Consider the following 22666-nt stretch of genomic DNA (forward strand, 5'->3'; position numbering starts at 1 on the left):
GAATTAAATTAAGGCATTCTTCTCCTTTTTATAGTGATTAAATACCAGTTTATCAGCTAATCCAGGCAGCAGCTTATTGAGCAGCACAGTGAACTTCCCCTGGCCTGTCATCACTAAAGTGCGTTTACGGGAAGCAACTCCGTTAACAATATTTACCGCGACTTCTTCCGAAGTCATCATTTTCCCCTCTTCCATATTGGTGTCCCCATAAGAAGACCCATCCTTTGCAAGGGCCGTAAAACGGATATTAGAAGCAGTAAAACCAGGACAGGCCACCATCACATGCACATCTTTAGCCATTAACTCTGTTCTTAGCGACTCCATAAAGCCATTCATCGCAAACTTAGAGGCCGAATAACCTGTTCTGCCAGGCAAGCCGCGGTAGCCTGCGATAGAAGATACGCCAATTACACTCCCTTTGGTTTTCAGAATTTCAGGTAAAGCGAATTTTGTACAATAAACCGTACCCCAGAAGTTCACATCCATCAGGTTTTTAAGTACAGACAGATCAAGATCATTAAACAGCGCACGCATAGAGATACCAGCATTATTGAGCAGGATATCAACTTTACCAAAAGTCATCACAGCCTGTTTAATCAGGTGTTCACATTCCTCTTCCTTACTTACATCTACCTGTACGGCAAGGGCTTTGATACCATACCTTTTTTCAAGATCAGCAGTAATTTCACACAGGGTTACAAACTGTCGGGCTCCCAATACCAGGATGGCACCGCGTTTGGCAAATTCTTCTGCACATGCTTTTCCTATACCAGATGAAGCACCGGTAATGATGACTACTTTGTTCTTAAAATCCATGTTATTATTTAATGATTGAATTTACATAAGGTACCCGGGTAACTATAGAACGGCCCAGTGTGATCTCATCGGCATATTCCAGTTCACCTCCAAAGGCAATACCGCGGGCAATGGTTGTAATTGGTATTTGAAAATCTTTAAGCCGTTTATACAGATAAAACAGCGTGGTATCCCCTTCCATGGTAGCACTGATTGCCAGGATGATCTCTTTTACAGGTGTTGTGGCTACCCGTTGTACCAGTGAATCTATGAAAAGGTCCGACGGACCAATGCCATCCATTGGAGAGATAAGGCCCCCCAATACATGGTAAACCCCAAAAAACTGCGAGGTATTTTCTATCGCCATCACATCACGTGTATCTTCTACCACACAGATCACTTCCTTTTCGCGTTTCTGCGAAGTGCAGATACTGCATATAGCCTGATCGGAAATATTATGGCAGATGCTGCAATGTTTAATATCCCTTTTTAGTTTAATGATGGACTGACCAAAAGAATCTACTTCCTCCTGCTCCTTGCCCAGCAAATGCAGCACCAGCCGCAAAGCGGTCTTTTGTCCTACCCCCGGTAATTTAGAAAATTCAGTAACAGCATCTTCGAGCAGCTTGGAAGAAAAGTTCATTTTACAAATTTATATTTATCTTCTGTTATTTGATTTTTAAAATATGATTTTCTTACATTAGCCTATAAAGCCTCTGTAAAACATGACCCCAGCCATCCTTTTGTCCTTTCTATTAGGATACTTTGCCCTTTTAGTAGGCGTAGCGTATTTCACCTCAAGAAATTCGTCAGACAATGCGTCTTTCTTTATTGCGAACAGGAGCTCAAAGTGGTATCTGGTGGCTTTTGGAATGATCGGCACTGCGCTTTCCGGCGTAACATTCATCTCTGTTCCCGGGGCTGTCGGCAAAAGTGAATTTGGCTATTTTCAGTTTGTACTGGGTAATGCGGTTGGTTTTATCATCATCGCCACTGTGCTGCTGCCGCTCTATTACAGGATGAACCTGATATCAATTTACACCTACCTGGAAAAAAGACTGGGTAAATACAGTTATAAAACAGGGGCAGTGATTTTCCTGATCTCCAGAACTATAGGCTCCTCCTTCAGGCTGTACCTGGTAGCTATTGTATTACAGAAATTCATCTTTGACGCCTGGAACGTCCCTTTCTGGTTAACCATTGTACTGTGTCTCTTACTGATCTGGATCTATACCCATAAAGGGGGATTAAAAACAATCATTATTACCGATACCCTGCAGACCGTATTTCTGCTGTTGTCGGTTATCCTATCCATTATTTTCATCTCCAAATCCCTCAATCTGGATATTACAGGCACATTTGAAGCCGTAAAAAACAGCAGTTACTCCAAAATATTTTTCTGGGAAGACTTTATGGGCAGTAAATCCCATTTCATTAAACAATTCCTGGGCGGGATATTTGTCACCATTGCCATGACCGGGCTGGATCAGGACCTCATGCAAAAGAACCTGAGCATGAAAACAATTAAAGAAGCACAAAAAAACATGTTCACCTTTACCGGGGTTTTTGTGGTGATGAACATCTTCTTTCTGAGTGTGGGTGCCCTGTTATACATTTACGCGGCAAAAAACGGCATCGATGTGACCGCTTTAAAAACTCCCGACCATCTGTATCCAGAGATTGCACTGAACCACCTGAATATTATTCCCGGAATTATCTTTATGCTCGGTTTAACTGCGGCTACATTCGCCACAACAGACTCGGCACTAACGGCACTAACCACCTCCTTTTGCGTCGACTTTTTACACTTTGATAAAAAAGAAGACCAGCAGGATAAAAAACTAGTCAATCAGCGTCACATGGTACACATTGGATTCTCTTTCCTGATGGTAGCCGTGATCCTGGTATTCAAAGCCATCAATAACGACTCGGTGGTAAATTCGATATTTACCGCAGCAGGATATACCTACGGGCCGCTGGTTGGCCTTTTTGCCTTTGGAATGCTCACCCGGAAAGCTGTGGCAGACCGGCTGGTACCTTATATCTGTATCATCTCTCCCCTGCTGTGTTTTGTGATCAATACCCACAGTATGCAGTGGTTTGGTTATGCCATGAGTTTCGAACTGATCGTTTTAAACGGTCTGATTACCTTTTTACTACTATGGATAACAGGCAAATCTACTGTTACCCAAACTGAATTTTAATGATAAACAAGCAACATAATGACAAGCGAAGATAAAATAAGAAGTGCTTTTGAAAACAAAAACTGGCAGGAAATTAAGGTAACTGACTCCTGGCAGATCTTTAAAATAATGGCTGAATTTGTGGCCGGTTTTGAGAAACTGGCTAAAATTGGCCCCTGTGTTTCCATCTTTGGTTCTGCAAGAACAGCAGAAACCAACAAATATTACGAGATGGCTGTAGAATGCGGCAAATTATTAACCGACCGTGGTTATGGTGTGATCACCGGCGGCGGACCGGGTATTATGGAAGCTGGAAATAAAGGCGCCCATATGAACGGTGGAAAATCTGTAGGTTTAAATATAGAACTACCTTTTGAGCAGTTCCATAATAAATATGTAGACCATAATAAGTTAATGGAGTTCGACTATTTTTTTGTGAGAAAGGTAATGTTTATGAAATACTCGCAGGGATTTATCGTCTTACCCGGAGGAATGGGTACCATGGATGAACTTTTTGAAGCGATCACCCTAATCCAGACCGGTAAAATTGCCCGTTTCCCTATTGTATTGTTAGGTAAAGATTATTGGGGAGGCTTGGTAGAATGGATAAAAAGCACCATGCTGGGAAAAGAACACAATATCCATGCTGAAGATATGAACCTGTTCAGACTGGCAGATACTGCCGAAGAAGCTGCAGAACATATTTTCAGGTTCTATGATAAATATGTGCTGAAACCGAATTTTTAAAAATCTTGAGGGGTTATATGGCTAACCCCTCCTGATACAACCAATTTCATAGCTTCGGCAGCGCTCATGTTCAATTCTTTGATTTTATCTTTATTCACCACACAAACCTGTCCGGCAAAAGAATAGGAAAAGGGAAAATATACAACACAATCACCGGGCAGCCCGATAACATTCAGGTCGCTCTGGGTTAAAAACCCGATTCTTTTAATATCACTATTCATCTCTACCAGTACCGGGTGGTTAAACTTTTTTTCATCACCAACAAAAGCTTCGGCAAGGTCTTTAATAGAAGAATATAAAAAATTCAATCCCGGCAGGCGTTTCATCCAGCGGTTAAACCAACTATACATTGGTTCGGTTACAAAATTGGTCACGAATATACCAGCTACCAGGATTAAGGCGATCACCAGTGCCAATCCCAAACCAGGGATATTTCTGCTTGCACCTGTTATTGGATCAACACCCAGAATATTATTTACATTCAGCCAGCTATCAACTGTAGTCACCGCCCAGATCACAATGTAAATACTTAGTGCTATGGGCAATACGATCAACAATCCTTTGATCAAATAATTTAGTAAAGCCCTTCCAATCTTATTCATAGCCCAAAATTACTCATAAAAATACACTCGTTTAACCCTTTGGGAAATATTTGTTAAAATCTCATAAGGGATGGTATCAATCTGTTCGGCTAAATCGGCAATAGTGAGCTGATCATTAAAAACAACTACCTCATCTCCGGTTTTAACATCAAGGCCGGTTATATCCAGCATGCACATATCCATTGCAATAGATCCTACTGTTGGAACAGGTTTTCCGGCGACCAGCATTTTCCCTACTCCGTTTCCAAAAGACCTGCGGTACCCATCGGCATAGCCGATTTTAACCGTTGCGATTGTTCCTCCTTCAGGAAGTATTCCCCTGCGCCCGTATCCTACGGTTTCCAGCGGACCAACAGTTTTAATTTGCGTAATGGTTGTTTTAAGTATAGCTACTGTTTGTAACCCCTGGTTCCCTTTTAGTCCTCCGTCAAAACCATATAAACCGATACCAATCCTTACCATATCCAATTGTGCTTCAGGATGTCTTGTAATACCCGAAGTGTTAGAAATATGGCGGATAAAATCATAACCCAGCTCTGCCCTCAGTTCAATACTCATATCCAAATAACGCTGTATCTGGTATTTTGTGAACTCATCATGTTGCGGATCTTCACTGGCCACAAAATGTGAAAAAGCCGAAACGATTTTGATCTTGTCTGTAGCTACTAAAATTGGCAATAGGCTGGTCAGATCAGGCTCTTCGAATCCCAGGCGGTGCATACCGGTATCAAGCTTTAAATGCACAGGATAATAATACTGCGAATCGGGCAAAAACTCAATAAAGGCTTTCAGGATATCCAGATTGTAAAGTTCAGGCTCCAGCTTGTATTTTAAAATGGCCTCAAAAGCATATGGCTCGGGGCTCATGATCATAATAGGCAGCGTGATACCGGCTTTTCTCAAAGCAATGCCCTCGTCTGCATAAGCTACAGCCAGAAAATCCACTTTATGGTACTGTAACAGATTGGCAATTTCAAAACTTCCGCTACCATAAGAAAAGGCCTTCACCATCGCCATTACCTTTACCCCGGGCTTTAATTTCGACTTATAAAACTTAAGGTTACCAGCTAAAGCGCTCAGGTCAATTTCCATCACGGTATCGTGAACCTTCTGGGTAAGCAGTTTACTGATCCGTTCAAATTCAAAACGTCTCGCTCCTTTTACCAGGATCGTTTCATTAGCAAAATGTATGGCAGGGAAATTATTAACAAAATCCTGGGTGCTCTCGAAAAACAAACTTTCCACAGGAAAAAGCTGAGCAAAAGCTTTAATATGCGGGCCTACACCAACCAAGCGGTTCACCTGTTTCTGTTTCAGCAGGGCCGCAATTTCAGTATACAGGTCCTGGTCTGTTTTACCGGTTTCATAAATATCAGACAGGATCAGCGTTTTATTCAGATGCTGGTTTTGCAGCCGTAAAAAATCAAGTGCAATGGCCAGCGAAGAAATATCGGCACTATATGAATCATCGATCACGGAACACTGATTGATACCATTTTTTAACTCCAGACGCATATTCACTGCGGTCAGTTTCTCCAAACGGAGGTCAGCTTCCTGCGGGGTATAACCTAAGGCCAGTAAGGTTGCCCAGCAGATAATTCCATTTTCTACCGAAGCCCTGTCACTAAAAGGAATTAAACACTCAATTTCTTCCTTTTTATAAACTGCCCTTAAATAACTTCTTCCCTTGATAGGTTCTACAAAAAGAATTTCCAGATCGGCCTTAGTCCTGGTACTCCAGGAGAACTTCTTTCTTCCCGGCAGCTTTTTGTCTGCCAGCGATCCGGTATAATCGGGGGAATAAATGAAAAGATTAACATCGTTAAATAACTTCAGTTTCTCCGCCAGCTTTTCTTTTGCAGAAGAAAACCCTTCTGCATGTGCCTCTCCAATATTTGTCAGTATGCCAATGGTAGGCTGTATAATCTCAGCAAGCCTGCCCATTTCCCCATTCTTTGAAATACCAGCCTCAAAGATCCCCAAAGTATGCTCATTATTGATCTGCCATACCGATAGAGGTACACCTATCTGGGAATTGAAACTTTTAGGGCTCCGCACAATGTTGTAATCTGAAGCCAGCAGCTGGTATAACCATTCCTTAACGATTGTTTTACCATTACTTCCGGTAATCGCCAAAACATCATAATCGAAATGACTGCGACGGTCGATAGCCAGTTGCTGTAAAGCCTCCAGTACATCCGGCACCAGCAGAAAATTTGCATCAGGAAAAGTATTTGCATAAGCCGGATTACTGATCACAAAACTTCTGATCCCGCTAGCATATGCATCACCGATAAACTCATGCCCATCGCGGTCTGCAGAGAGGGCAAAAAACAGCGATGTATCAGGCCTTCTTACACTCCTGCTGTCAATCAGCAGCGTATTGATTAAGGTTTCATATTTTAATTCGAAAAATTCAACGTTTAATAATTCCGCAATATGCTCAATAGGGTAACTGTTTTCAATCATGGGTCAGGTTAAATGGAATGGCGCTAATTTAGTAAAAAGATAATGCAGATATTTGTATGAGTTGATAATCATCCCTTGGAAAAAGAAAGAGCAAAACCTATATACGATAAAAGAACTGCTTTAGTTAAAGCAGAGAGTTACTGTGCCTATCAGGAACGCGCCCAGCAGGAAGTAAGAGATAAGCTTTACGACTGGGGATTACACCATAATGAGGTAGAAGAAGTGATCACAGAACTCATCACCACTAACTTTCTGAATGAAGAGCGTTTTGCCAATGCTTATGTATCCGGAAAGTTCAATATCAAGCGATGGGGCAAGATAAAGATCAAACAGGGACTGAAACTGAAAAAGATTCCGGAGAAAATGATCATTAAGGCATTAAATGCGATTGATTACGACGAATATCTTAAGACTATCCTTGCCGCTGCAGAGAAAAAATCGGCTGTATTGATAGAAAAAGATGTCTATAAAAAGAAATATAAACTCATTACCTACCTCATGGGCAAAGGCTTTGAGAGTAATTTAATTTCAGAAGTACTGAAGGACAATAACTTAAGCTAAGCCCTCCATTTATTATCAAAAATAACTTGACAGTAATCTAAAAGTATTTATATTTGCAAACCCAAACGGAAAGAAGCTAATCATTATTTAACTTGAATCAGGAAGGGAAACATCGGATGATGTTCAATAAAACCAATGCGAAAGTAGCTCAGTTGGTAGAGCACGACCTTGCCAAGGTCGGGGTCGCGAGTTCGAATCTCGTCTTTCGCTCTAAATGTATTCCTACCGGATATGTTTATTTAAAAGGTTAACACCTGCTCAGATGGTGGAACTGGTAGACACGCAGGACTTAAAATCCTGTGACCTTAAAAGTCGTGCGGGTTCGATTCCCGCTCTGAGTACAATAATACCTGTATCCTATATACAGCAATAACATTACCATACCAATGCGAAAGTAGCTCAGTTGGTAGAGCACGACCTTGCCAAGGTCGGGGTCGCGAGTTCGAATCTCGTCTTTCGCTCTAAAGCCTTCTTTATTGAAGGCTTTTATTTTTAAAAGGTTTTACACCTGCTCAGATGGTGGAACTGGTAGACACGCAGGACTTAAAATCCTGTGACCTTAAAAGTCGTGCGGGTTCGATTCCCGCTCTGAGTACTCAAACAGAAAAGCAAGTTGTTAATAGTAACAACTTGCTTTTCTTGTTTTTATAAGCTTCGATTTATTCGCTTCTATAACGCACCCATTTAGCTGTTCACCACAACCACAGCCTGCCCCACGTAAACACGACTCTCCAATTGCTCCACCAGCCACATTGCCAGATCAGCTCTCGTAATCATATGGCCCACTTCTCCCTTTACTAAAACCCGTACCTCCCCTGTCACATTCCCGTCGGTTAAAACAGGTGGACGCGAAATTATCCAGTCAAGTCCGCTTTCGCGAACAATCGCCTCCATTGCAGTCTTATCGGCTGTAATTCCACGTAAAAATGTCGGCACTAACAAGTAGCGATACCACCATGGTGATTGTTTTGCGCTCTCAGCCACTCCCATTGCAGATACTACCAGCAACAGGCCAGTCACAGACTTCTTCATTGCGGAAACAATGTTTTGCATTGCTTCACGCTCCAGCGTCTGGTTCATCCACGGTGCATTTCCACCGATACATACTATCACAGCATCCTGAAGATGCATAGCATACTGCACACGCTCAGCATCTAAAGCATCACCTGGAATAACTCGTACGCCAATCGGGAAGGACAAACCGACATGACGTACCAGCACGCTCACGTCATGCCCCATCGCAATAGCCTGGTTCATCACTAATCTGCCAGTCCTGCCATTTGCCCCAAGCAAAAGAACCTTCATAGCAAATCTCCTTTTCCTTCATCTTTTACACTAGAGAAACCTTCAAATACACACATAAATTATTATTTAATAAAATTCATAAACACCAGTCTGAATATGATATGATTATTTGATCATATCAAAGTAATACGCGTCGTTAAGCGCGTGAAGTCAATAAATTAAAAATAGCTGCCCTTAATTGAGGTTGCGATAATTGCTCGGAGAATAACCTGTCTTTTGCTTGAACAGCCGGGTAAAATGTGGTGGATTCTCAAAACCAAGCATGTAAGCTATTTCACTAACGGATTTGCCAGTACTCAATAATAAAGCTTTTGCCTTATCAAGCAACTGTAAGTGAATATGTTCCTGTGTTGTTTTTCCAGTAAACTTTTGCAGAAGATCCGAAAGATAGTTTGGTGATAGATTCAACTGTTCGGCAAATCTTTTCACCCCCGGAAGCCCAATGTTTATCAGTGTATCCTGTGCAAAATGATCTTTCAATAATCTTTCGAAAGCCTGTACCACATCAGTGTTAACTTTTTCACGGGTGTAAAATTGACGGTCATAGAAGCGGCTGCAATAATTCAGCAACATTTCGATGTTATTCTGGATTAAGGTTTGTGTATGCTTATCCACATTTTGACCACATTCCTGTTCAATCTTTTTTACACAGTCGAACAAAGCAAGCTTTTCCTCTTCGGAGACGTGCAGAGCCTCATTTGATTCATAATTAAAAAAGGAATATTGCCCCATCCTTTGACCAAGCGGAGAATGATGAATCAGATCCGGATGAAAAAACAGTGCCCAGCCTTCTTCAAGTGACTGGGCAGATATCGGTTTGGTTGCCTGTCCTGGTGCAGTAAACATGAGCGAGCCCTCGCTAAAGTCGTAATACGAGCGGCCATACCGTAACACACCACTGAATTTTTTGCAGAAAATGGTATAAAAGTCCAGCCGGTAGGAAAGCCCGCTTCTATCCCCTTGAAAATGGTGTTTTGTTAAATCAATAACAGTAACCAGAGGATGACGCGGTTTACCGCAACCCCATAATTCATGCACCTCGCTAATTGTTTGAACGTCAATATATTTTTCCTGCATCACAACTCAATTAAATCACAACCCAATGGGCAATTTACTAATTTACAAAACGATCACGCATTATCTTTATGAAATCCTGATCGCTGTTTTCATATTTTGTATCGATATAAAACTGGGCATCCTCGCCGACAACATAGCGTAATTGTGCTTTTTCGTCGGTTGCAGCCTCGTATATCGAATGGGCAACATCCTCAGGTGTAGCTTTTGGCAAATGTCCTGTGGTTGATTGATAGCGCCCAAAAAAATTGCCCATTATTGGATTGTACTCCAGAATTTCGTTTTTAATCATTTCCAGGCCATTTCTGAAATTAGTAGCTACGCCACCTGGTTCGATAATTTTAACGGAGATGCCAAATGCAGAAACTTCGTGTGAAAGCGATTCTGAAAATCCTTCAACCGCAAATTTGCTGCTGTTATATAAACTGCCGAAAGGCAATCCGATCTGACCTCCAAAGGAAGATATATTAATGATGTGACCGCTACCCTGCTTCCGCATTAGTGGCAACACAGCACTCGTCACATCCATCAGCCCAAATACATTAACGGCATATTGCTTGCGAATTTGTTCTGGTGTAGCAGACTCAAAAACACCCATCAAACCGAAGCCCGCATTGTTCACCAATACATCTATGCCTCCAAAATGTTGGATAGCCGCTTTTATAGCATTTTGAATTGATTCTGGTTCCTGTACATCTAAGCGGATTACCAATACATTTTCTAATTCACCAAGTTCCTGTTCGTCTTCAGGTGATCGCATTGTTGCAACTACGTTCCAGCCTTTTTCCTGAAATAACCTGGCGGTTTCCCTGCCGAACCCTGACGATGCTCCTGTGATAATTACTGTTTTACTCATGATATTATTCTTTTGTTTATACAAAGATGCGGGCTACAGTTAATGCTGGCTTACCCGATTCTTTGGATCACTTACCCGTTTTACGGTTTGATCGAATTATATATAAAACAAATTTGCCATCAAACCTGCCAATCAACCCAACAACTCAATTAAATCACTTTAAATCAGCTATATAAATACAAAAAATCAAAATTTTGAGAAAAGATCTTGTTTTGAATTTATTAATTATATAATTTCAAATAACCAATATAAACCTGTCTTTTAATGCTCTCATAATAAGATACATACAAGATAAATTTTACCTATTTATCCGAAAAAATATACTTAATGTGATATAAAAGATTGATTGATTATTTAATTTTTAATTATTAACCTCTTTATTCAATTATTTTATTTATATGCATTTTTTTGATGTATTCCCATTTGAATCATACGATGGTTTTAAATGCAATTTATGGAGATTACAACCTGCTAAAAGCCCAACAAAAGGTCCTGTTTTATTAGTGCATGGTGCAGGTGTAAGAAGTAATATTTTCAATGCCCCAAATGATAAAAATCTTCTTGATGCCTTAACCGAAGCTGGCTATGATGTGTGGCTGGAAAACTGGCGCGGAAGCATGGAATGTGAAAATAATGAATGGAACCTTGATATTGTTGCAGACAACGATCATCCTGCTGCTGTAGAAGAAGTATGCAGATTAACAGGATACTCAACTATAAAAGCGATCATTCATTGTCAGGGATCAACCAGTTTTATGATCTCTGCAATAAAAGGACTGATACCACAGGTTACAACGATTATCAGCAATGCCGTCTCCTTACATCCTGTAGTGTCCCGGGCTTCAGAAATAAAAATAAAAGGCCTTGTCCCGATAGTTAAATTGATGACCAGTTACCTCAATCCACACTGGGGAGATGAGGCGCCTGATCTGAAATCAAAACTATTTCGCTCACTGGTTAACCTTACACACCGGGAAAATGACACCAGCGTAGGCAAATTCGTAAGTTTTACCTATGGCGTTGGCCATCCGGCTTTATGGGAACTCAATAACCTGACCGATACCACCAAAAATTGGATAAGGGAAGAATTTGGCTATGTCCCGATGTCGTTCTTCGATCATATTACAAAATGTATTACTGCAGGTGCACTCGTATCTGCTGATGGAAAGATCAATTATAGCACATCGGCACCAAAAACAAATGCCCGTTTTGCATTTTTTGCCGGTAAGCTGAACAAGTGTTTTCGAAGCGCCAGTCAGGTAAATACGTTCAACTTCTTTGATGCTTACCAGCCTGACTACCATAAGTTATATCTCTATGATACCTATAGCCACCTGGATATTTTTATGGGTAAAAATGCATACAAAGACATTTTCCCCGCTATGATCTACGAACTCAAAAACTAAAACAAATATAATGGGAATACCAAAAAGGATTAAGAATTATAGCGGACGTTATGCTTTAGTAGACGGGGTGCCGTTTACCATGCCGGTCGCGACTAAAAATTCACCTGCTTTAATGGCTGCTTTTTTATGCGATTATGATAAAGCAAATCAACTATTACCGGGCAATGAACTACATGCAGTAAAATACATCAATGGCAAAGCCATTTTCATGGTCACTGTGATCAATTACCTCCATACCAATATTGGTAAATACATTGAATACAGTATTGCTATTGCCTGTACAAGAGGGCCAAAACCAGCACCAAGAATGTTGCCGGCGGTTTTCATGAAACACTATCACACCGGCCAATATATATTGGAACTGCCGGTAAGTACAGAAGTTTCTGTAAAAGGCGGAAAAGGAATTTGGGGAATGCCCAAACACCAGGCAAACCTCGACTTCAAAATCACTGACAACCAGGTATCTGCCCAGTATGAACTTGATGGCAAATTTGCCTTTCGGATAGAAATAGATAAACCTAATAGTTGCAATTTCCCGCTAAATGTAGGTACGGTAAATTACAGTCACTTCCGCAATATGCTGATGGCCTCCAATATCTATTTTGATGCCAAAGCAGGTATTAAAATAGGTAAAAAAGCTAAAGGCAGTTTATATATAGGTGATCATCCGCGTACTGCATACATGCGGGATCTGGAAATTGAAAGCAACCCTCTTTTTACGGCTTTTATGCCCAATGCAAACGGTGTTTTAGACGACCATTTTGAATGCTGGTTTATGACCTACGACAATAAACCACAGAACGTTACCCCCGAAGATTTTTCAAGCGTGATCGACCTTAAACTCAATGAAGACTGGCTTCCTTCACCAACTATTACTGATTATGAAAAATTCAAAATATAAGCGATGAAGACATATCTACTTACTATTAATAAAGCGGTTTTATTTGCCTGCCTTTCTATGTATTTCGGAACCGGATGGTCACTGGCATTATTCTCCTTTCCCATTGCACCAGACCTTACACCAGCAACCTACTACAATCAGTTTGTTCCTCAGGTTACCGCGGCAACACACTTTTTTACTTACATGACCCAATTAATGATGTTATGCTCAGCAGTAATGATCATTGAAAAATTCAGAAGCCCCGAAAAGTGGTATCCCATCCTTATTCTTCTACTTATCATCATCACCACCGCCGTTACCATAGTTTATATTTTCCCTTACAACAACAGGATGGCAGCAGGTATAACTGATCCGGCAGAACTAAAAACTGTATTAAAAGCATGGATACACCTGAACATCCTGCGGGTCTGTATATGGACCGTGATGTGGCTGTTGATGGTAGTGTACTATTCAGTTTTAGCTTTTCAATCCTCTAAAAATCCTCAATCATGAAAAAATTCATCAGGTTAATTATCCTGCTCATTTCAATTACCACTGTTTTATCCGGACTCGTACAATTGATCCACACTGAATTTATACTCAGCCAGATCGGAGCAGAAATCACACCAGTAACCGTACAATTATTTGCCACCATAGCAATGTTTATGGTTTTATTCGGCGGCCTCATCATTCACGCACTTTACAGTGCACATTCAAATCGCGCAGCCTTTTTATGGGGGGCACTACAAAAACTTGGTGCTTCCATCGCAGTATTTATAGGGATACACCATCACCTGTTCCTGAGTAAAGCAGCATTGGTTGCTTCCTTTGATTTACTGTCAGCTATTCTATTTTTTATCTACCTCTTACTTACTAAAAATGAAGATCATCAATAACATCAGTTTTTACGCTTACTGTCTTTTTCTGGTATTAATTGGAGGCGTGCTCGGCCTATTGGTCCCCAAATGGGGTCCTCTAAGTTTTGAAGTGTACGCAACCACCATATTTAAAACAAACATCGACCATGAATCAATGGCAAGCGCACTCAATCAATACCGCTTCATGAAAAGCGTTGAGTTTGGATTCGGTCTCTTTGGCCTTCTTTTCAGACAGGAGATCTATACGCAGAAAAAATTCAATTACTTTTTTCTGGGCATTATGCTGCTCGGAACACTGGAACGTATACTCTCCTATTTTGTCGACGGAAAGCCAAGGCCTGCCTACATCTTCTTTATTTTTTTAGAGCTGTCCATCTGGTTGATCATTCTGCTCTATTCAAGGGTAACGCTTAAAAACAAAAGACTATAAACATGTTTTCAAAAGATAAGCGTTCCCTGATCCTTGCCGGTGGTGGTGTGCGCCTTGCTTACCACGCCGGGGTGCTGATCGCGTTGGAGGAAGCCGGCATCAGCTTTAATCACGTAGATGGCACATCAGGAGGTATTTTTGGTACGGCAATGCTTGCATCGGGCATTACACCTAAAGAAACCGCCGTACGATGGAGAAAGTTAAATCTCAAAGGATTTATGTCGGCAATGCCTCTAAAGGATTATCTCAGTCAGCATACCTTGTCTGCGCTGGGCAGTGCAAACGGCATACGTAAAAGAATATTCCCGGCCTTGGGGATCAACGCGAAAAAGATAAATGAAAACACAGCCTTCGACGCCACTTTTAACGTCTGCAACTTCTCTAAAAAAACTATTGAATGTATAGACGGGAAGGCTGTAAATGAAGACTACCTGATTGCCGGCATGTCACTTCCCATTTTTATGCCGGCTATTCAGATCAATAACAACTGGTATACAGATGCGGTATGGATTAAAGATGCGAACCTTACGGAAGCGGTAAACCGCGGTGCTGAGGAGATATGGCTGGTATGGTGCATCGGAAATACAAGTGAATATTTAAATGGTTCCTTCAATCAATATGTACATATGATTGAAATCAGTGCCAATGGTGGCCTCTTTGCAGAAATTGAGTGGCTCCGTCAGGTCAATACCAGCAACATACAAAATGGGTTGCAGCCTGTCACCTTACGGATCATTAAACCTGAATATGCACTGCCATTAGATCCCGACTTCCTCTTCAATAAAATAAATGCGGATACGCTGATCAACATGGGTTATGCAGATACCCGGCGATACTTAGCCACTGACGAAATATTTGACACTGATAAAACCGTGGATCAATCTTCCGGAATGAAAACCGCAGCGGCAAGTCTTCACTTCAGACAGCAGTTTAGAGGCAAAATCGTTATAGAAGGCCAAAAATGTGCTGTCACCATAAACCTGTCCTTTTTCATTAGAGAGATAAACAAGGAATATGTCTATCAGCAATATGCTTCTATTTCTATTGATCAGGGCGATTTAATATCCGGATTTGAAAACACCCTTACCATTAGTCGGGCAGCAACAATTAATAGTGAATTTAAATTCAACTACCACTCGGTAAACTATACGGTCTGCATAAAAATGCAACTGAACAGTATAGTTGATCTGGTTCTTGGCCTTGATAACAAAACTGCGATGGTCAATATCGGTTCAGACGAAACACAAGGAAAGGAAGCGCTATTTATTCAGCCTGCCATCAACCGCATAAAAAATGCCTTTTACCTCAACGTCAATGCAGATACCGGCTGGTATGGAAAAATAAAAATAAAGCACAAATTATTATCAAACCTCTTTAATCAAAAAAAATGAAACCCTACAAACCTTCAAAAATGGTAAACTGGTTTGAACCAGGAATGCTTTTTCAAACAGGTTTACGTTCTGTTGTTTCGGCACTTTTTGGCAACTATGCAGACCGGCGCGAAACGGAAGCTGCCTTGTCGCCTTTAAGTGACGAAGGATGGGAAGAGTACCAAAAAGAATATGCTGGTAGACAGGAAATCTGGATTGACTATATCTGTGACACGGGTGATGGTTTTAACCCTACTTTCTCCGTGGCTTCACTCGCCGCACAGAAAGACTTAAAAGTTCATCTTCCCGATGACAGCGAAAAAATATTGCCGCGCGGTAAGCTGCTGCTGCTTGGAGGCGACCAGGTTTACCCTACTCCTGCGGGAGGCTTGTACAAACAAAAATTCAGTATTCCCTTTCAGTCCGCTTTACCAGAAAATAGTGTAAAAGACGATATCCCTCACTTATATGCTATCCCCGGCAACCACGACTGGTATGACGGTCTGAGTGGTTTTCTAAAATTATTCTGTCAGCAAAGAATGATTGGCAACTGGCAAACCAAACAGCCCAGAAGTTATTTTGCACGACCCTTACCAAACAATTACTGGATATGGGCCACAGACATTCAGCTTAATGAAGATATCGACAAACCGCAGTTGGACTACTTTCTGGAAATTGCCACCAATCATATGCAACCGAACAGTAAAGTAATCCTCATCACCGCAGAACCCGCCTGGATTTACAAAGAACTGGTTAAGGATGACACCAGCTATGATCGCTTCCGTTTTTTTATCGACTTCTATATTACAGGATTCAAGGTAAATGATGTGAAAAGGGGCTACCAGATAGCTACAATCATCACTGGCGACTTACACCATTACTCGCATTACTGCACAGACGACAGCGGACTGGAGGCCAATCATTATTTTGGCGCCGGAGGTGGTGGCGCATTTTTGCACCTCACACATAACCTGCCGCAGAAACTCAATAAAGTAAAACAAAATTTAAAACTTCACGCCACTTTCCCCGACAGGGCACAGTCGTACAAACTGCTCACGGGCAATCTCCTTTTCTTTATTAAAAACCGGTATTTTTCAGCATTGCTGGGTGGCATTTACCTTTTGTTTTTTTGGTTACTAAGAAGCTCGGACAGCAGCACTTTATCATTTTCCTGTCAGCATTCCTTTGCAAATTTCAGCATTTATCTGGGTAATGTCCTGATCAATACACCCTTTTTAAGTGTCCTTTCCATTTCGCTGATTGCCGGCTTCTGGAAATTTACAGATACTACATCTTACGCCAGAGGAGTTCAATGGTTCGGCGCGCTGCATGGTCTGCTGCAATGTATATCCATCTATGCCATGATATGGCTAATGGCCCAGCTGCCCTGCTTACATACTACTTTTGGCATCGCCGCATTCTTAATCATGCTGGTAGCAGCCGGTGGAATATGGGGTGGCTTTATCATGGGGATATATTTATTCTTGTCCAACATCCTGTTTGGCAATCATATCAATGAGGCTTCCTCGTCCCTGGCCTGCGAAGATTATAAATGTTTTCTTAAGCTACACATCAACCAGGAAGGATTGACCATTTACCCAATCGGCATAAAAAAAGCAACAAAAAAATGGAGCATTGTCAATTATGCCAACGGTGTTTCAATTAAGGGCGAGCTGCCCGAAATTCATCTGATTGAAAAACCAGTCTTTATAAAAAGCAACTAAAATGAGAAAGTTATCAAAATCTATTACAGATCTGAAACCCTTTTATGATGTGGTTATCATAGGCAGCGGATACGGCGGAAGCATTGCAGCCAGCCGCTTTGCACGCGCAGGTCTTAGCGTTTGCCTGCTGGAAAAAGGCAAAGAATTTCAACCTGGCGAATACCCGGATACCCTGGCCGAAGCAGAAGCCGAAATGCAGCTGAATACAAATGACCGGCAGGCCGTAAAAAACGGCTTGTATGACTTCCATGTTGGTGAGGGTATATCCGTATTTAAAGGCTGTGGTTTAGGTGGTACATCGCAGGTAAATGCAGGTGTGGTCATCAAACCAGAAAGCGCCGTTTTTAACGATAAAAGATGGCCAGCGGCAATCAGGGAAGACATGGATAGTCTTGAAAAAGGTTACCAGGCAGCATATGAGATGCTTAAACCTTCAACCTACCCGGCAAATACAGATGGATATCCGGAACTGGAAAAATCAAAAGCCATGCGCATATCTGCTGAGCAAATGGGTCAGCCTTTTAACTATACAGACATCAATGTATCATTTAAAAGCGGGCTGAACCATGTAGGCGTGGAACAAAAAAAATGTAACAACTGCGGCGATTGTGTTACCGGCTGTAATCATTCCGCAAAAAACACGTTGATCATGAACTATTTACCCGATGCGGTAAATTATGGAACTGAGATATTCTGCAATACTGATGTGAACCATGTAGCAAAGAGCGGTGATAACTGGATCACTTACTTTGAGGTATTTGGCAGTGAAAGGGATAAATTTAATGCGCCGCTACAATTTGTACGTTCTGCAAAAGTGATCATTGCAGGCGGCGCATTGGGCAGTACCGAGATTTTATTACGTTCAAAACAAGCGGGCTTACCTCTCTCTTCAAAATTGGGTGAACATTTTACAGGCAATGGCGATGTATTGGGATTTGCTTACAATTGCGAACAGCCTATTAACGGTATGGGATTAGGAAAACTTTGTGATGATGCTAAATATCCACCGGTTGGCCCCTGTATAACCAGTATCATAGATATGCGCAACCAACCTGTGCTGGAGGACGGAATGACCTTTGAAGAGGGAACTATTCCTGCGCCGATTGTTTCGTTGATGAATGTAAGTTTACTATCCTTGTCATCTGCAATCGGGCATAATACCAATGGCAGTTTCTCCGACTGGCTGAGAGATTGTGGTGAAGAGGCGAATAGTCTTATCCGCGGCCCATACCACGGAGCTACCAGCCATACCCAAACCTATCTGGTGATGACGCACGACGATGGAAGCGGGAAAATGAACTTAGACAACGGGAAACTGTCCATTAACTGGCCTGGTGTAGGCAAGGAAGAGATTTTTAAAAAGGTGGAAAAGGCAATGCTCGATGCAACGAAAGCTTTGGGCGGCACTTTCATCAGGAATATATTGTGGAGCAAACTGCTGAAGTATGAACTGGTAACGGTTCACCCGCTCGGCGGATGTAATATGGCAGAAGATGCATCAATGGGGGTAACCGATCACATCGGAAATGTATTTGCCGGCGATAGCGGCAGTACCACTCATGCCGGTCTTTATGTACTTGATGGATCTATTGTACCACTTCCACTGGGCACCAATCCGCTCTTCACGATTTCAGCATTGGCAGAACGCGCCTGTAAAATTATCCTGAGAAGAATGAACCTGGAAACACGTTATGATTTTCCACCGGCAAAATCTGAACTGACATTACCTGGTACTGCTGTGCAATTTACCGAAACAATGAAAGGGTTTTTCAGCACTGCCGAGAAAAATGATTTCCAAAAAGGCTATGAAACAGGAGAACAGCACTGCTCCCCTATCTTATTTACGTTAACTATCGAAACGGAGAGCATAGATAAATTTGCAAACGATCCGCAGCACCCCGGATATATGAGCGGAACGGTAATCGCCCCCGCATTATCAGATTATCCATTAACCATCAGCAATGGTTTGTTTAACCTCTTTGTAAAAGATGAAGATAATCCGGAGCATTTAAAAATGAAATATAATATGCAGCTCAATACTTACGATGGCAAGTCATATTATTTTTATGGTTATAAAGAAGTGGATGGCAGATCACCTTTTGATCTATGGCATGCTACCACTGTATTGTATACCACGATTTATACAGATGTCGATAAAACACAGATTTTAGGGAAAGGAATTTTAAAAATACGCCCGCAGGATTTTGCCACGCAGATGACTACGATGAAGGCCGTAAATGAAACAAATATGATGGATGGCTTAAAGGCGGTGGAATCATTTTCCAAATTTTTCAGCACGGAAATTATCGATTCCTACTTTAAAAAATTCTTTTAATAATTTTTCTTTGACTTTGCTAAGCCCCATTGTTGTTCATTCAGCAATGGGGCTGTTTATTTAGAGATCAGGGTGCAATTTGGGCCAGATGTCCCTGTCCGGGGTTAAAATATTGCCGTAAATTAATGTATATATATGTTAGATGATACAAAAATATATGGCCTGAAAAAACTTGTTCTAATAGTTTTATTATTAGGGATCAATACGGCGTTTTCACAAACCCTCCCCTTTACCAAATCACTTTCTTACAATAGCAGAACCCAAAACGGTAAAATATTTATCTTTGATCAGAATGAAACGGTTACCAATAGTAATGCTGTTGGCCAGGAAAAAGGATCAGCTGTAATCGCTTACAAAGGTTCCCGTTTTACCATCGAACATATAGATTCTTTAAATGGAGACTTGACCATTAAATTCTTACCCTTTAAACTGGCCAGGCAAAAGAACAGCCCCAATACATCCAAATATACCAGTGCCAGTTTAAAAAACCGCCTCACCTACAATGTTAAAAGTAACCCCGAAAATGATTCCATTACCAGTAAATCTGTCGGCAACAACATCAGGTATTTTACCCTCAGCAGCCATAAGGCAAATACTTCAGTTTCCGCCTATGCCGATAGTATTACCAAATGGACAGTTAGCTTAGGTACATTAACCAATCCTTTTAAACTAAGGCCTACCAAAGGACAATTTACAAGTAACCTGAATCTGGGTACTGCGATATTTGCCCAATATAAATTCAGTGAAAACTGGGCAGGAGGAGGAATATTAGGTATCTCATTAACATCTATCACTTTAGATAGTGCTTCCACTACAGGCCATGTATTAACCACCAGTGAACGGCCTGCAATCACTCCTTCAGTAAGCTTTTTAATCGCTTATAAAAACATCAACTTTACCTTGGGCGTAGGTATCGATTATATCAACACCACAACCGACATAGAGAAAAGCTGGATCTTCAATAAAAAACCCTGGATTGGCTTTGGAATTGGCATTAGCCTGTTTAATGGCTCAGTAGCTTCTATTAGTACAGTGGCGATAGCCGGACAATGACGCATAAATATTACAGGGGCAACAAAATTTAATTTGTAAATTGTAACGTCACAATTTATCTTTTATGAGCGCTAAATTTACCTATACCTTTATTTTCTCCGTTGTTTTAGCCCTGTCATCAGGCCAGCTGGTTTTTGCACAGCATATTCCGCTAAATAATAATATCAAAGAATCCCTGGAGCAGGTTAAACCGGACGAAATTAAGGGAGATATTACTTACCTGGCAGATGACAAGCTTAAAGGACGTTTACCCGGAACCGAAGGTTACCAAATGGCAGTTGATTACGTCATCAAACGCCTCAAAGAATTAAACGTCCAGCCCGCAGGAGAAAATGGTACATGGCTTCAGAAGGTATTCTTCCGAAAGGCATTTACCCGGAATGCAGTACTTTCTTTATCTCACGGGCAGACCGGCGAGCTGGGTATACGCAATAACAGTTATGTGATTTACCCTAATCCGGCAGTTGCGGCAGTAAAAATATCATCTTCACTGGTGTTTGCTGGTTATGGTATCAGCGAACCTGAATTAGGTTACGATGATTATGAAAACATAGATGTCAAAGGTAAAACCGTAATCATCATGCGTGGCTCACCAGATAAATTCAGTTCATCTGTCGCGGCACATAGCATGAACACCAGTACCTTATTAAAAGTAGCAGCAGCCCATGGTGCTGTTGGGGTAATTTTAAGCACTTCAGATTCTACCATAAAAATGCTGCCCAACCTCAGTAATGGAGTGTATAGTGTAATAGATAACGAAGGAAAAGTAGCTGTATCTCGTACCTATGATTCCAGTCAGCTGAGTTTTCTTGCTTCCGTAAAATATGAATTTCTGAACCTTTTATTTAAAGGTTCGGGTAAAACGATAGAAAGTGTTGCAGAAAAGCTGAAAGCAGGAGAAACACAATCTTTTTCACTCCCTTCCTTTGGTATAAATGTAGCTTATAACTCTGTTTATCAAGACATCGTCAGTTACAATGTGATAGGCAAAATACAAGGCTCCGACCCAATACTTAAGAATGAATATGTTGTTCATAGTGCTCACCTGGACCATTTAGGCATAGGCAAACCTGTTGAAGGAGATTCTCTTTATAACGGGGCGCACGACAATGCCTCTGGTGTAGCCAGTCTGCTGGGCATTGCCAAAATATACAATCACATCAAAGTGAAACCAAAACGTTCCATCCTGATTGTAATGGTAACCGGTGAAGAGCTGGGAGATCTGGGATCGGGATATTTTGCCATGCATCCCACAGTACCGGTAAAGAGTATGGTAGCGGATGTAAATACAGACATGCCAACGATTATTGCACCGCTCCTATCGGTTACTGCTTTAGGTGCCGAACATTCTTCATTGGCTAAACAGGTAGATGAAGCCGCCGGATACCTGGGTATCAGCGTAGAACCGGATCCGGAACCTAAACAGGCACGATTTACACGCAGTGATCAATACAGCTTTGTCCTTGCCGGAATACCTGCACTACACATTAAATATGGCAATAAAACGGCCGACGGAAAAAACAACCTGAACGAAACGGTTGTAAAATGGCGCGCCAAATATTACCATAAACCACAAGATGATATCAACGGGATATTTGATTTTGAAGCCGGAAAAAAATATGCGCAGCTTAACTTTTTAATTGGTTATCTGGTAGCACAGGGCATTTCAAGACCAGTTTGGAATACAGGTGATATTTTCAGTACTAACCATTAGGCTGTCTTATCAGAGTGGCCTAAACTTTTTTCAGGATTTACCACATCACGAATCAATTGTTTTAATTCCTTGATCTCAGGAAAACGGCCCATTTCTTTTCTGTCAAAGACGATATGATCATCTATGCTGATAATATAGGAACCGCCTGTTTCACTCGGCTGCAGCAATACCCCATGCAGATCATCGGTGAAAGTGCCTAACAGCTCCTGCGCCATGTAAGCTGCCCTCAGCATCCATCCGCATTTGGGACAATATTCTATACTTACGGTAGGTTTAGCCATGAT

At 41.4% G+C, this 22666-nt stretch carries 21 protein-coding genes and 4 tRNA genes; 17 read left to right on the forward strand and 8 right to left on the reverse strand.

The window, feature by feature from the left end:
• Positions 1–3 precede the first annotated feature (3 nt).
• Both GSQ84_RS27170 and recR read right to left on the reverse strand, forming a co-directional pair.
• Entirely contained in the window at positions 4–816 is an 813-nt protein-coding gene (locus tag GSQ84_RS27170; RefSeq protein ID WP_158800538.1) for an SDR family oxidoreductase, read from the reverse strand.
• A 4-nt stretch (positions 817–820) separates the two neighbouring features.
• Entirely contained in the window at positions 821–1438 is a 618-nt protein-coding gene (gene recR, locus GSQ84_RS27175) for a recombination mediator RecR (RefSeq protein ID WP_158800539.1), read from the reverse strand.
• 82 nt (positions 1439–1520) lie between these two features.
• Between recR and GSQ84_RS27180 the strand changes: the two genes are divergently transcribed.
• Both GSQ84_RS27180 and GSQ84_RS27185 read left to right on the forward strand, forming a co-directional pair.
• Positions 1521–2999 carry a sodium:solute symporter gene (locus GSQ84_RS27180; RefSeq protein WP_158800540.1) on the forward strand — a complete coding sequence of 493 codons (1479 nt, stop codon included), beginning with the start codon at positions 1521–1523 and terminating at the stop codon, positions 2997–2999.
• Positions 3000–3017: 18 nt separating this feature from the next.
• Positions 3018–3725, forward strand: a complete 708-nt coding sequence (locus GSQ84_RS27185; protein ID WP_158800541.1) for a TIGR00730 family Rossman fold protein — start codon at positions 3018–3020, stop codon at positions 3723–3725.
• On the opposite strand, the gene GSQ84_RS27190 is transcribed toward GSQ84_RS27185, so the two are convergent.
• Positions 3722–4327 (reverse strand): DUF502 domain-containing protein, encoded by a 606-nt coding sequence (locus GSQ84_RS27190; RefSeq protein ID WP_158800542.1) that lies wholly within the window; start codon positions 4325–4327, stop codon positions 3722–3724. The two genes, GSQ84_RS27185 and GSQ84_RS27190, sit on opposite strands and share 4 nt — an antisense overlap.
• Before the next feature lie 9 nt (positions 4328–4336).
• Positions 4337–6796, reverse strand: a complete 2460-nt coding sequence (locus GSQ84_RS27195) for a bifunctional UDP-N-acetylmuramoyl-tripeptide:D-alanyl-D-alanine ligase/alanine racemase (protein WP_158800543.1) — start codon at positions 6794–6796, stop codon at positions 4337–4339.
• A 75-nt stretch (positions 6797–6871) separates the two neighbouring features.
• Here GSQ84_RS27195 and GSQ84_RS27200 point away from each other — a divergent pair, with 75 nt between their 5' ends.
• The 5 genes from GSQ84_RS27200 (at position 6872) to GSQ84_RS27220 (ending at position 7952) form a co-directional block, all read left to right on the forward strand.
• A complete protein-coding gene (locus GSQ84_RS27200) occupies positions 6872–7357 on the forward strand; it encodes a regulatory protein RecX (protein ID WP_158800544.1) in 486 nt (161 codons plus the stop codon).
• Positions 7358–7494: 137 nt separating this feature from the next.
• A tRNA-Gly gene (locus tag GSQ84_RS27205) sits at positions 7495–7567 on the forward strand.
• 46 nt (positions 7568–7613) lie between these two features.
• Positions 7614–7698 (forward strand) — tRNA-Leu (locus GSQ84_RS27210).
• Positions 7699–7745: 47 nt separating this feature from the next.
• Positions 7746–7818, forward strand: a tRNA-Gly gene (locus tag GSQ84_RS27215).
• Between the two features lie 49 nt (positions 7819–7867).
• Positions 7868–7952: transfer RNA gene (locus GSQ84_RS27220), tRNA-Leu, on the forward strand.
• A gap of 89 nt (positions 7953–8041) precedes the next feature.
• On the opposite strand, the gene GSQ84_RS27225 is transcribed toward GSQ84_RS27220, so the two are convergent.
• From GSQ84_RS27225 to GSQ84_RS27235, 3 genes are all read right to left on the reverse strand, one after another.
• Positions 8042–8662, reverse strand: a complete 621-nt coding sequence (locus GSQ84_RS27225; RefSeq protein ID WP_158800545.1) for an NAD(P)-dependent oxidoreductase — start codon at positions 8660–8662, stop codon at positions 8042–8044.
• Between the two features lie 174 nt (positions 8663–8836).
• Positions 8837–9739 (reverse strand): AraC family transcriptional regulator, encoded by a 903-nt coding sequence (locus GSQ84_RS27230; RefSeq protein ID WP_158800546.1) that lies wholly within the window; start codon positions 9737–9739, stop codon positions 8837–8839.
• 37 nt (positions 9740–9776) lie between these two features.
• Complete coding sequence (locus tag GSQ84_RS27235) at positions 9777–10592, reverse strand: SDR family oxidoreductase (protein ID WP_158800547.1); 816 nt, start codon at positions 10590–10592, stop codon at positions 9777–9779.
• Between the two features lie 398 nt (positions 10593–10990).
• Here GSQ84_RS27235 and GSQ84_RS27240 point away from each other — a divergent pair, with 398 nt between their 5' ends.
• The 10 genes from GSQ84_RS27240 to GSQ84_RS27285 all read left to right on the forward strand — a co-directional run bounded on the left by GSQ84_RS27240 (position 10991) and on the right by GSQ84_RS27285 (position 22382).
• Entirely contained in the window at positions 10991–11998 is a 1008-nt protein-coding gene (locus tag GSQ84_RS27240; RefSeq protein ID WP_158800548.1) for an esterase, read from the forward strand.
• Positions 11999–12008: 10 nt separating this feature from the next.
• Positions 12009–12899 (forward strand): acetoacetate decarboxylase family protein, encoded by an 891-nt coding sequence (locus GSQ84_RS27245; protein WP_174238702.1) that lies wholly within the window; start codon positions 12009–12011, stop codon positions 12897–12899.
• Positions 12900–12902: 3 nt separating this feature from the next.
• A complete protein-coding gene (locus GSQ84_RS27250) occupies positions 12903–13391 on the forward strand; it encodes an anthrone oxygenase family protein (protein WP_158800549.1) in 489 nt (162 codons plus the stop codon).
• Positions 13388–13774, forward strand: a complete 387-nt coding sequence (locus GSQ84_RS27255) for a patatin (protein WP_158800550.1) — start codon at positions 13388–13390, stop codon at positions 13772–13774. The genes GSQ84_RS27250 and GSQ84_RS27255 overlap by 4 nt, the downstream gene beginning before the upstream one ends.
• Positions 13758–14186: a DUF4345 family protein gene (locus GSQ84_RS27260; protein ID WP_158800551.1), complete on the forward strand. Its 429-nt coding sequence runs from the start codon at positions 13758–13760 to the stop codon at positions 14184–14186. Before GSQ84_RS27255 ends, GSQ84_RS27260 begins: the two co-directional genes overlap by 17 nt.
• Before the next feature lie 2 nt (positions 14187–14188).
• Positions 14189–15577, forward strand: a complete 1389-nt coding sequence (locus tag GSQ84_RS27265) for a patatin-like phospholipase family protein (RefSeq protein WP_158800552.1) — start codon at positions 14189–14191, stop codon at positions 15575–15577.
• Positions 15574–17280, forward strand: a complete 1707-nt coding sequence (locus GSQ84_RS27270; protein WP_158800553.1) for a metallophosphoesterase — start codon at positions 15574–15576, stop codon at positions 17278–17280. The genes GSQ84_RS27265 and GSQ84_RS27270 overlap by 4 nt, the downstream gene beginning before the upstream one ends.
• A gap of 1 nt (position 17281) precedes the next feature.
• Positions 17282–19615: a GMC family oxidoreductase N-terminal domain-containing protein gene (locus GSQ84_RS27275; protein ID WP_158800554.1), complete on the forward strand. Its 2334-nt coding sequence runs from the start codon at positions 17282–17284 to the stop codon at positions 19613–19615.
• Between the two features lie 135 nt (positions 19616–19750).
• Positions 19751–20668 (forward strand): hypothetical protein, encoded by a 918-nt coding sequence (locus tag GSQ84_RS27280; protein WP_158800555.1) that lies wholly within the window; start codon positions 19751–19753, stop codon positions 20666–20668.
• A 64-nt stretch (positions 20669–20732) separates the two neighbouring features.
• Entirely contained in the window at positions 20733–22382 is a 1650-nt protein-coding gene (locus GSQ84_RS27285) for a M28 family peptidase (RefSeq protein ID WP_158800556.1), read from the forward strand.
• On the opposite strand, the gene GSQ84_RS27290 is transcribed toward GSQ84_RS27285, so the two are convergent.
• On the reverse strand, positions 22379–22663 hold the full coding sequence (locus tag GSQ84_RS27290) for a SelT/SelW/SelH family protein (protein ID WP_158800557.1): 285 nt from the start codon (positions 22661–22663) through the stop codon (positions 22379–22381). The two genes, GSQ84_RS27285 and GSQ84_RS27290, sit on opposite strands and share 4 nt — an antisense overlap.
• Between the last annotated feature and the right edge of the window lie 3 nt (positions 22664–22666).

Source organism: Pedobacter sp. L105, from assembly GCF_009765875.1.
In the GTDB taxonomy this organism is placed as follows: domain Bacteria; phylum Bacteroidota; class Bacteroidia; order Sphingobacteriales; family Sphingobacteriaceae; genus Pedobacter.

Bases quoted from the DNA above. Each gene is read 5' to 3' on its own strand.
- GSQ84_RS27170 (WP_158800538.1), bottom strand. From the start codon at position 816: ATGGATTTTAAGAACAAAGTAGTCATCATTACCGGTGCTTCATCTGGT.
- recR (WP_158800539.1), bottom strand. From the start codon at position 1,438: ATGAACTTTTCTTCCAAGCTGCTCGAAGATGCTGTTACTGAATTTTCT.
- GSQ84_RS27180 (WP_158800540.1), top strand. From the start codon at position 1,521: ATGACCCCAGCCATCCTTTTGTCCTTTCTATTAGGATACTTTGCCCTT.
- GSQ84_RS27185 (WP_158800541.1), top strand. From the start codon at position 3,018: ATGACAAGCGAAGATAAAATAAGAAGTGCTTTTGAAAACAAAAACTGG.
- GSQ84_RS27190 (WP_158800542.1), bottom strand. From the start codon at position 4,327: ATGAATAAGATTGGAAGGGCTTTACTAAATTATTTGATCAAAGGATTG.
- GSQ84_RS27195 (WP_158800543.1), bottom strand. From the start codon at position 6,796: ATGATTGAAAACAGTTACCCTATTGAGCATATTGCGGAATTATTAAAC.
- GSQ84_RS27225 (WP_158800545.1), bottom strand. From the start codon at position 8,662: ATGAAGGTTCTTTTGCTTGGGGCAAATGGCAGGACTGGCAGATTAGTG.
- GSQ84_RS27230 (WP_158800546.1), bottom strand. From the start codon at position 9,739: ATGCAGGAAAAATATATTGACGTTCAAACAATTAGCGAGGTGCATGAA.
- GSQ84_RS27235 (WP_158800547.1), bottom strand. From the start codon at position 10,592: ATGAGTAAAACAGTAATTATCACAGGAGCATCGTCAGGGTTCGGCAGG.
- GSQ84_RS27240 (WP_158800548.1), top strand. From the start codon at position 10,991: ATGCATTTTTTTGATGTATTCCCATTTGAATCATACGATGGTTTTAAA.
- GSQ84_RS27245 (WP_174238702.1), top strand. From the start codon at position 12,009: ATGGGAATACCAAAAAGGATTAAGAATTATAGCGGACGTTATGCTTTA.
- GSQ84_RS27250 (WP_158800549.1), top strand. From the start codon at position 12,903: ATGAAGACATATCTACTTACTATTAATAAAGCGGTTTTATTTGCCTGC.
- GSQ84_RS27255 (WP_158800550.1), top strand. From the start codon at position 13,388: ATGAAAAAATTCATCAGGTTAATTATCCTGCTCATTTCAATTACCACT.
- GSQ84_RS27260 (WP_158800551.1), top strand. From the start codon at position 13,758: ATGAAGATCATCAATAACATCAGTTTTTACGCTTACTGTCTTTTTCTG.
- GSQ84_RS27265 (WP_158800552.1), top strand. From the start codon at position 14,189: ATGTTTTCAAAAGATAAGCGTTCCCTGATCCTTGCCGGTGGTGGTGTG.
- GSQ84_RS27270 (WP_158800553.1), top strand. From the start codon at position 15,574: ATGAAACCCTACAAACCTTCAAAAATGGTAAACTGGTTTGAACCAGGA.
- GSQ84_RS27275 (WP_158800554.1), top strand. From the start codon at position 17,282: ATGAGAAAGTTATCAAAATCTATTACAGATCTGAAACCCTTTTATGAT.
- GSQ84_RS27280 (WP_158800555.1), top strand. From the start codon at position 19,751: ATGTTAGATGATACAAAAATATATGGCCTGAAAAAACTTGTTCTAATA.
- GSQ84_RS27285 (WP_158800556.1), top strand. From the start codon at position 20,733: ATGAGCGCTAAATTTACCTATACCTTTATTTTCTCCGTTGTTTTAGCC.
- GSQ84_RS27290 (WP_158800557.1), bottom strand. From the start codon at position 22,663: ATGGCTAAACCTACCGTAAGTATAGAATATTGTCCCAAATGCGGATGG.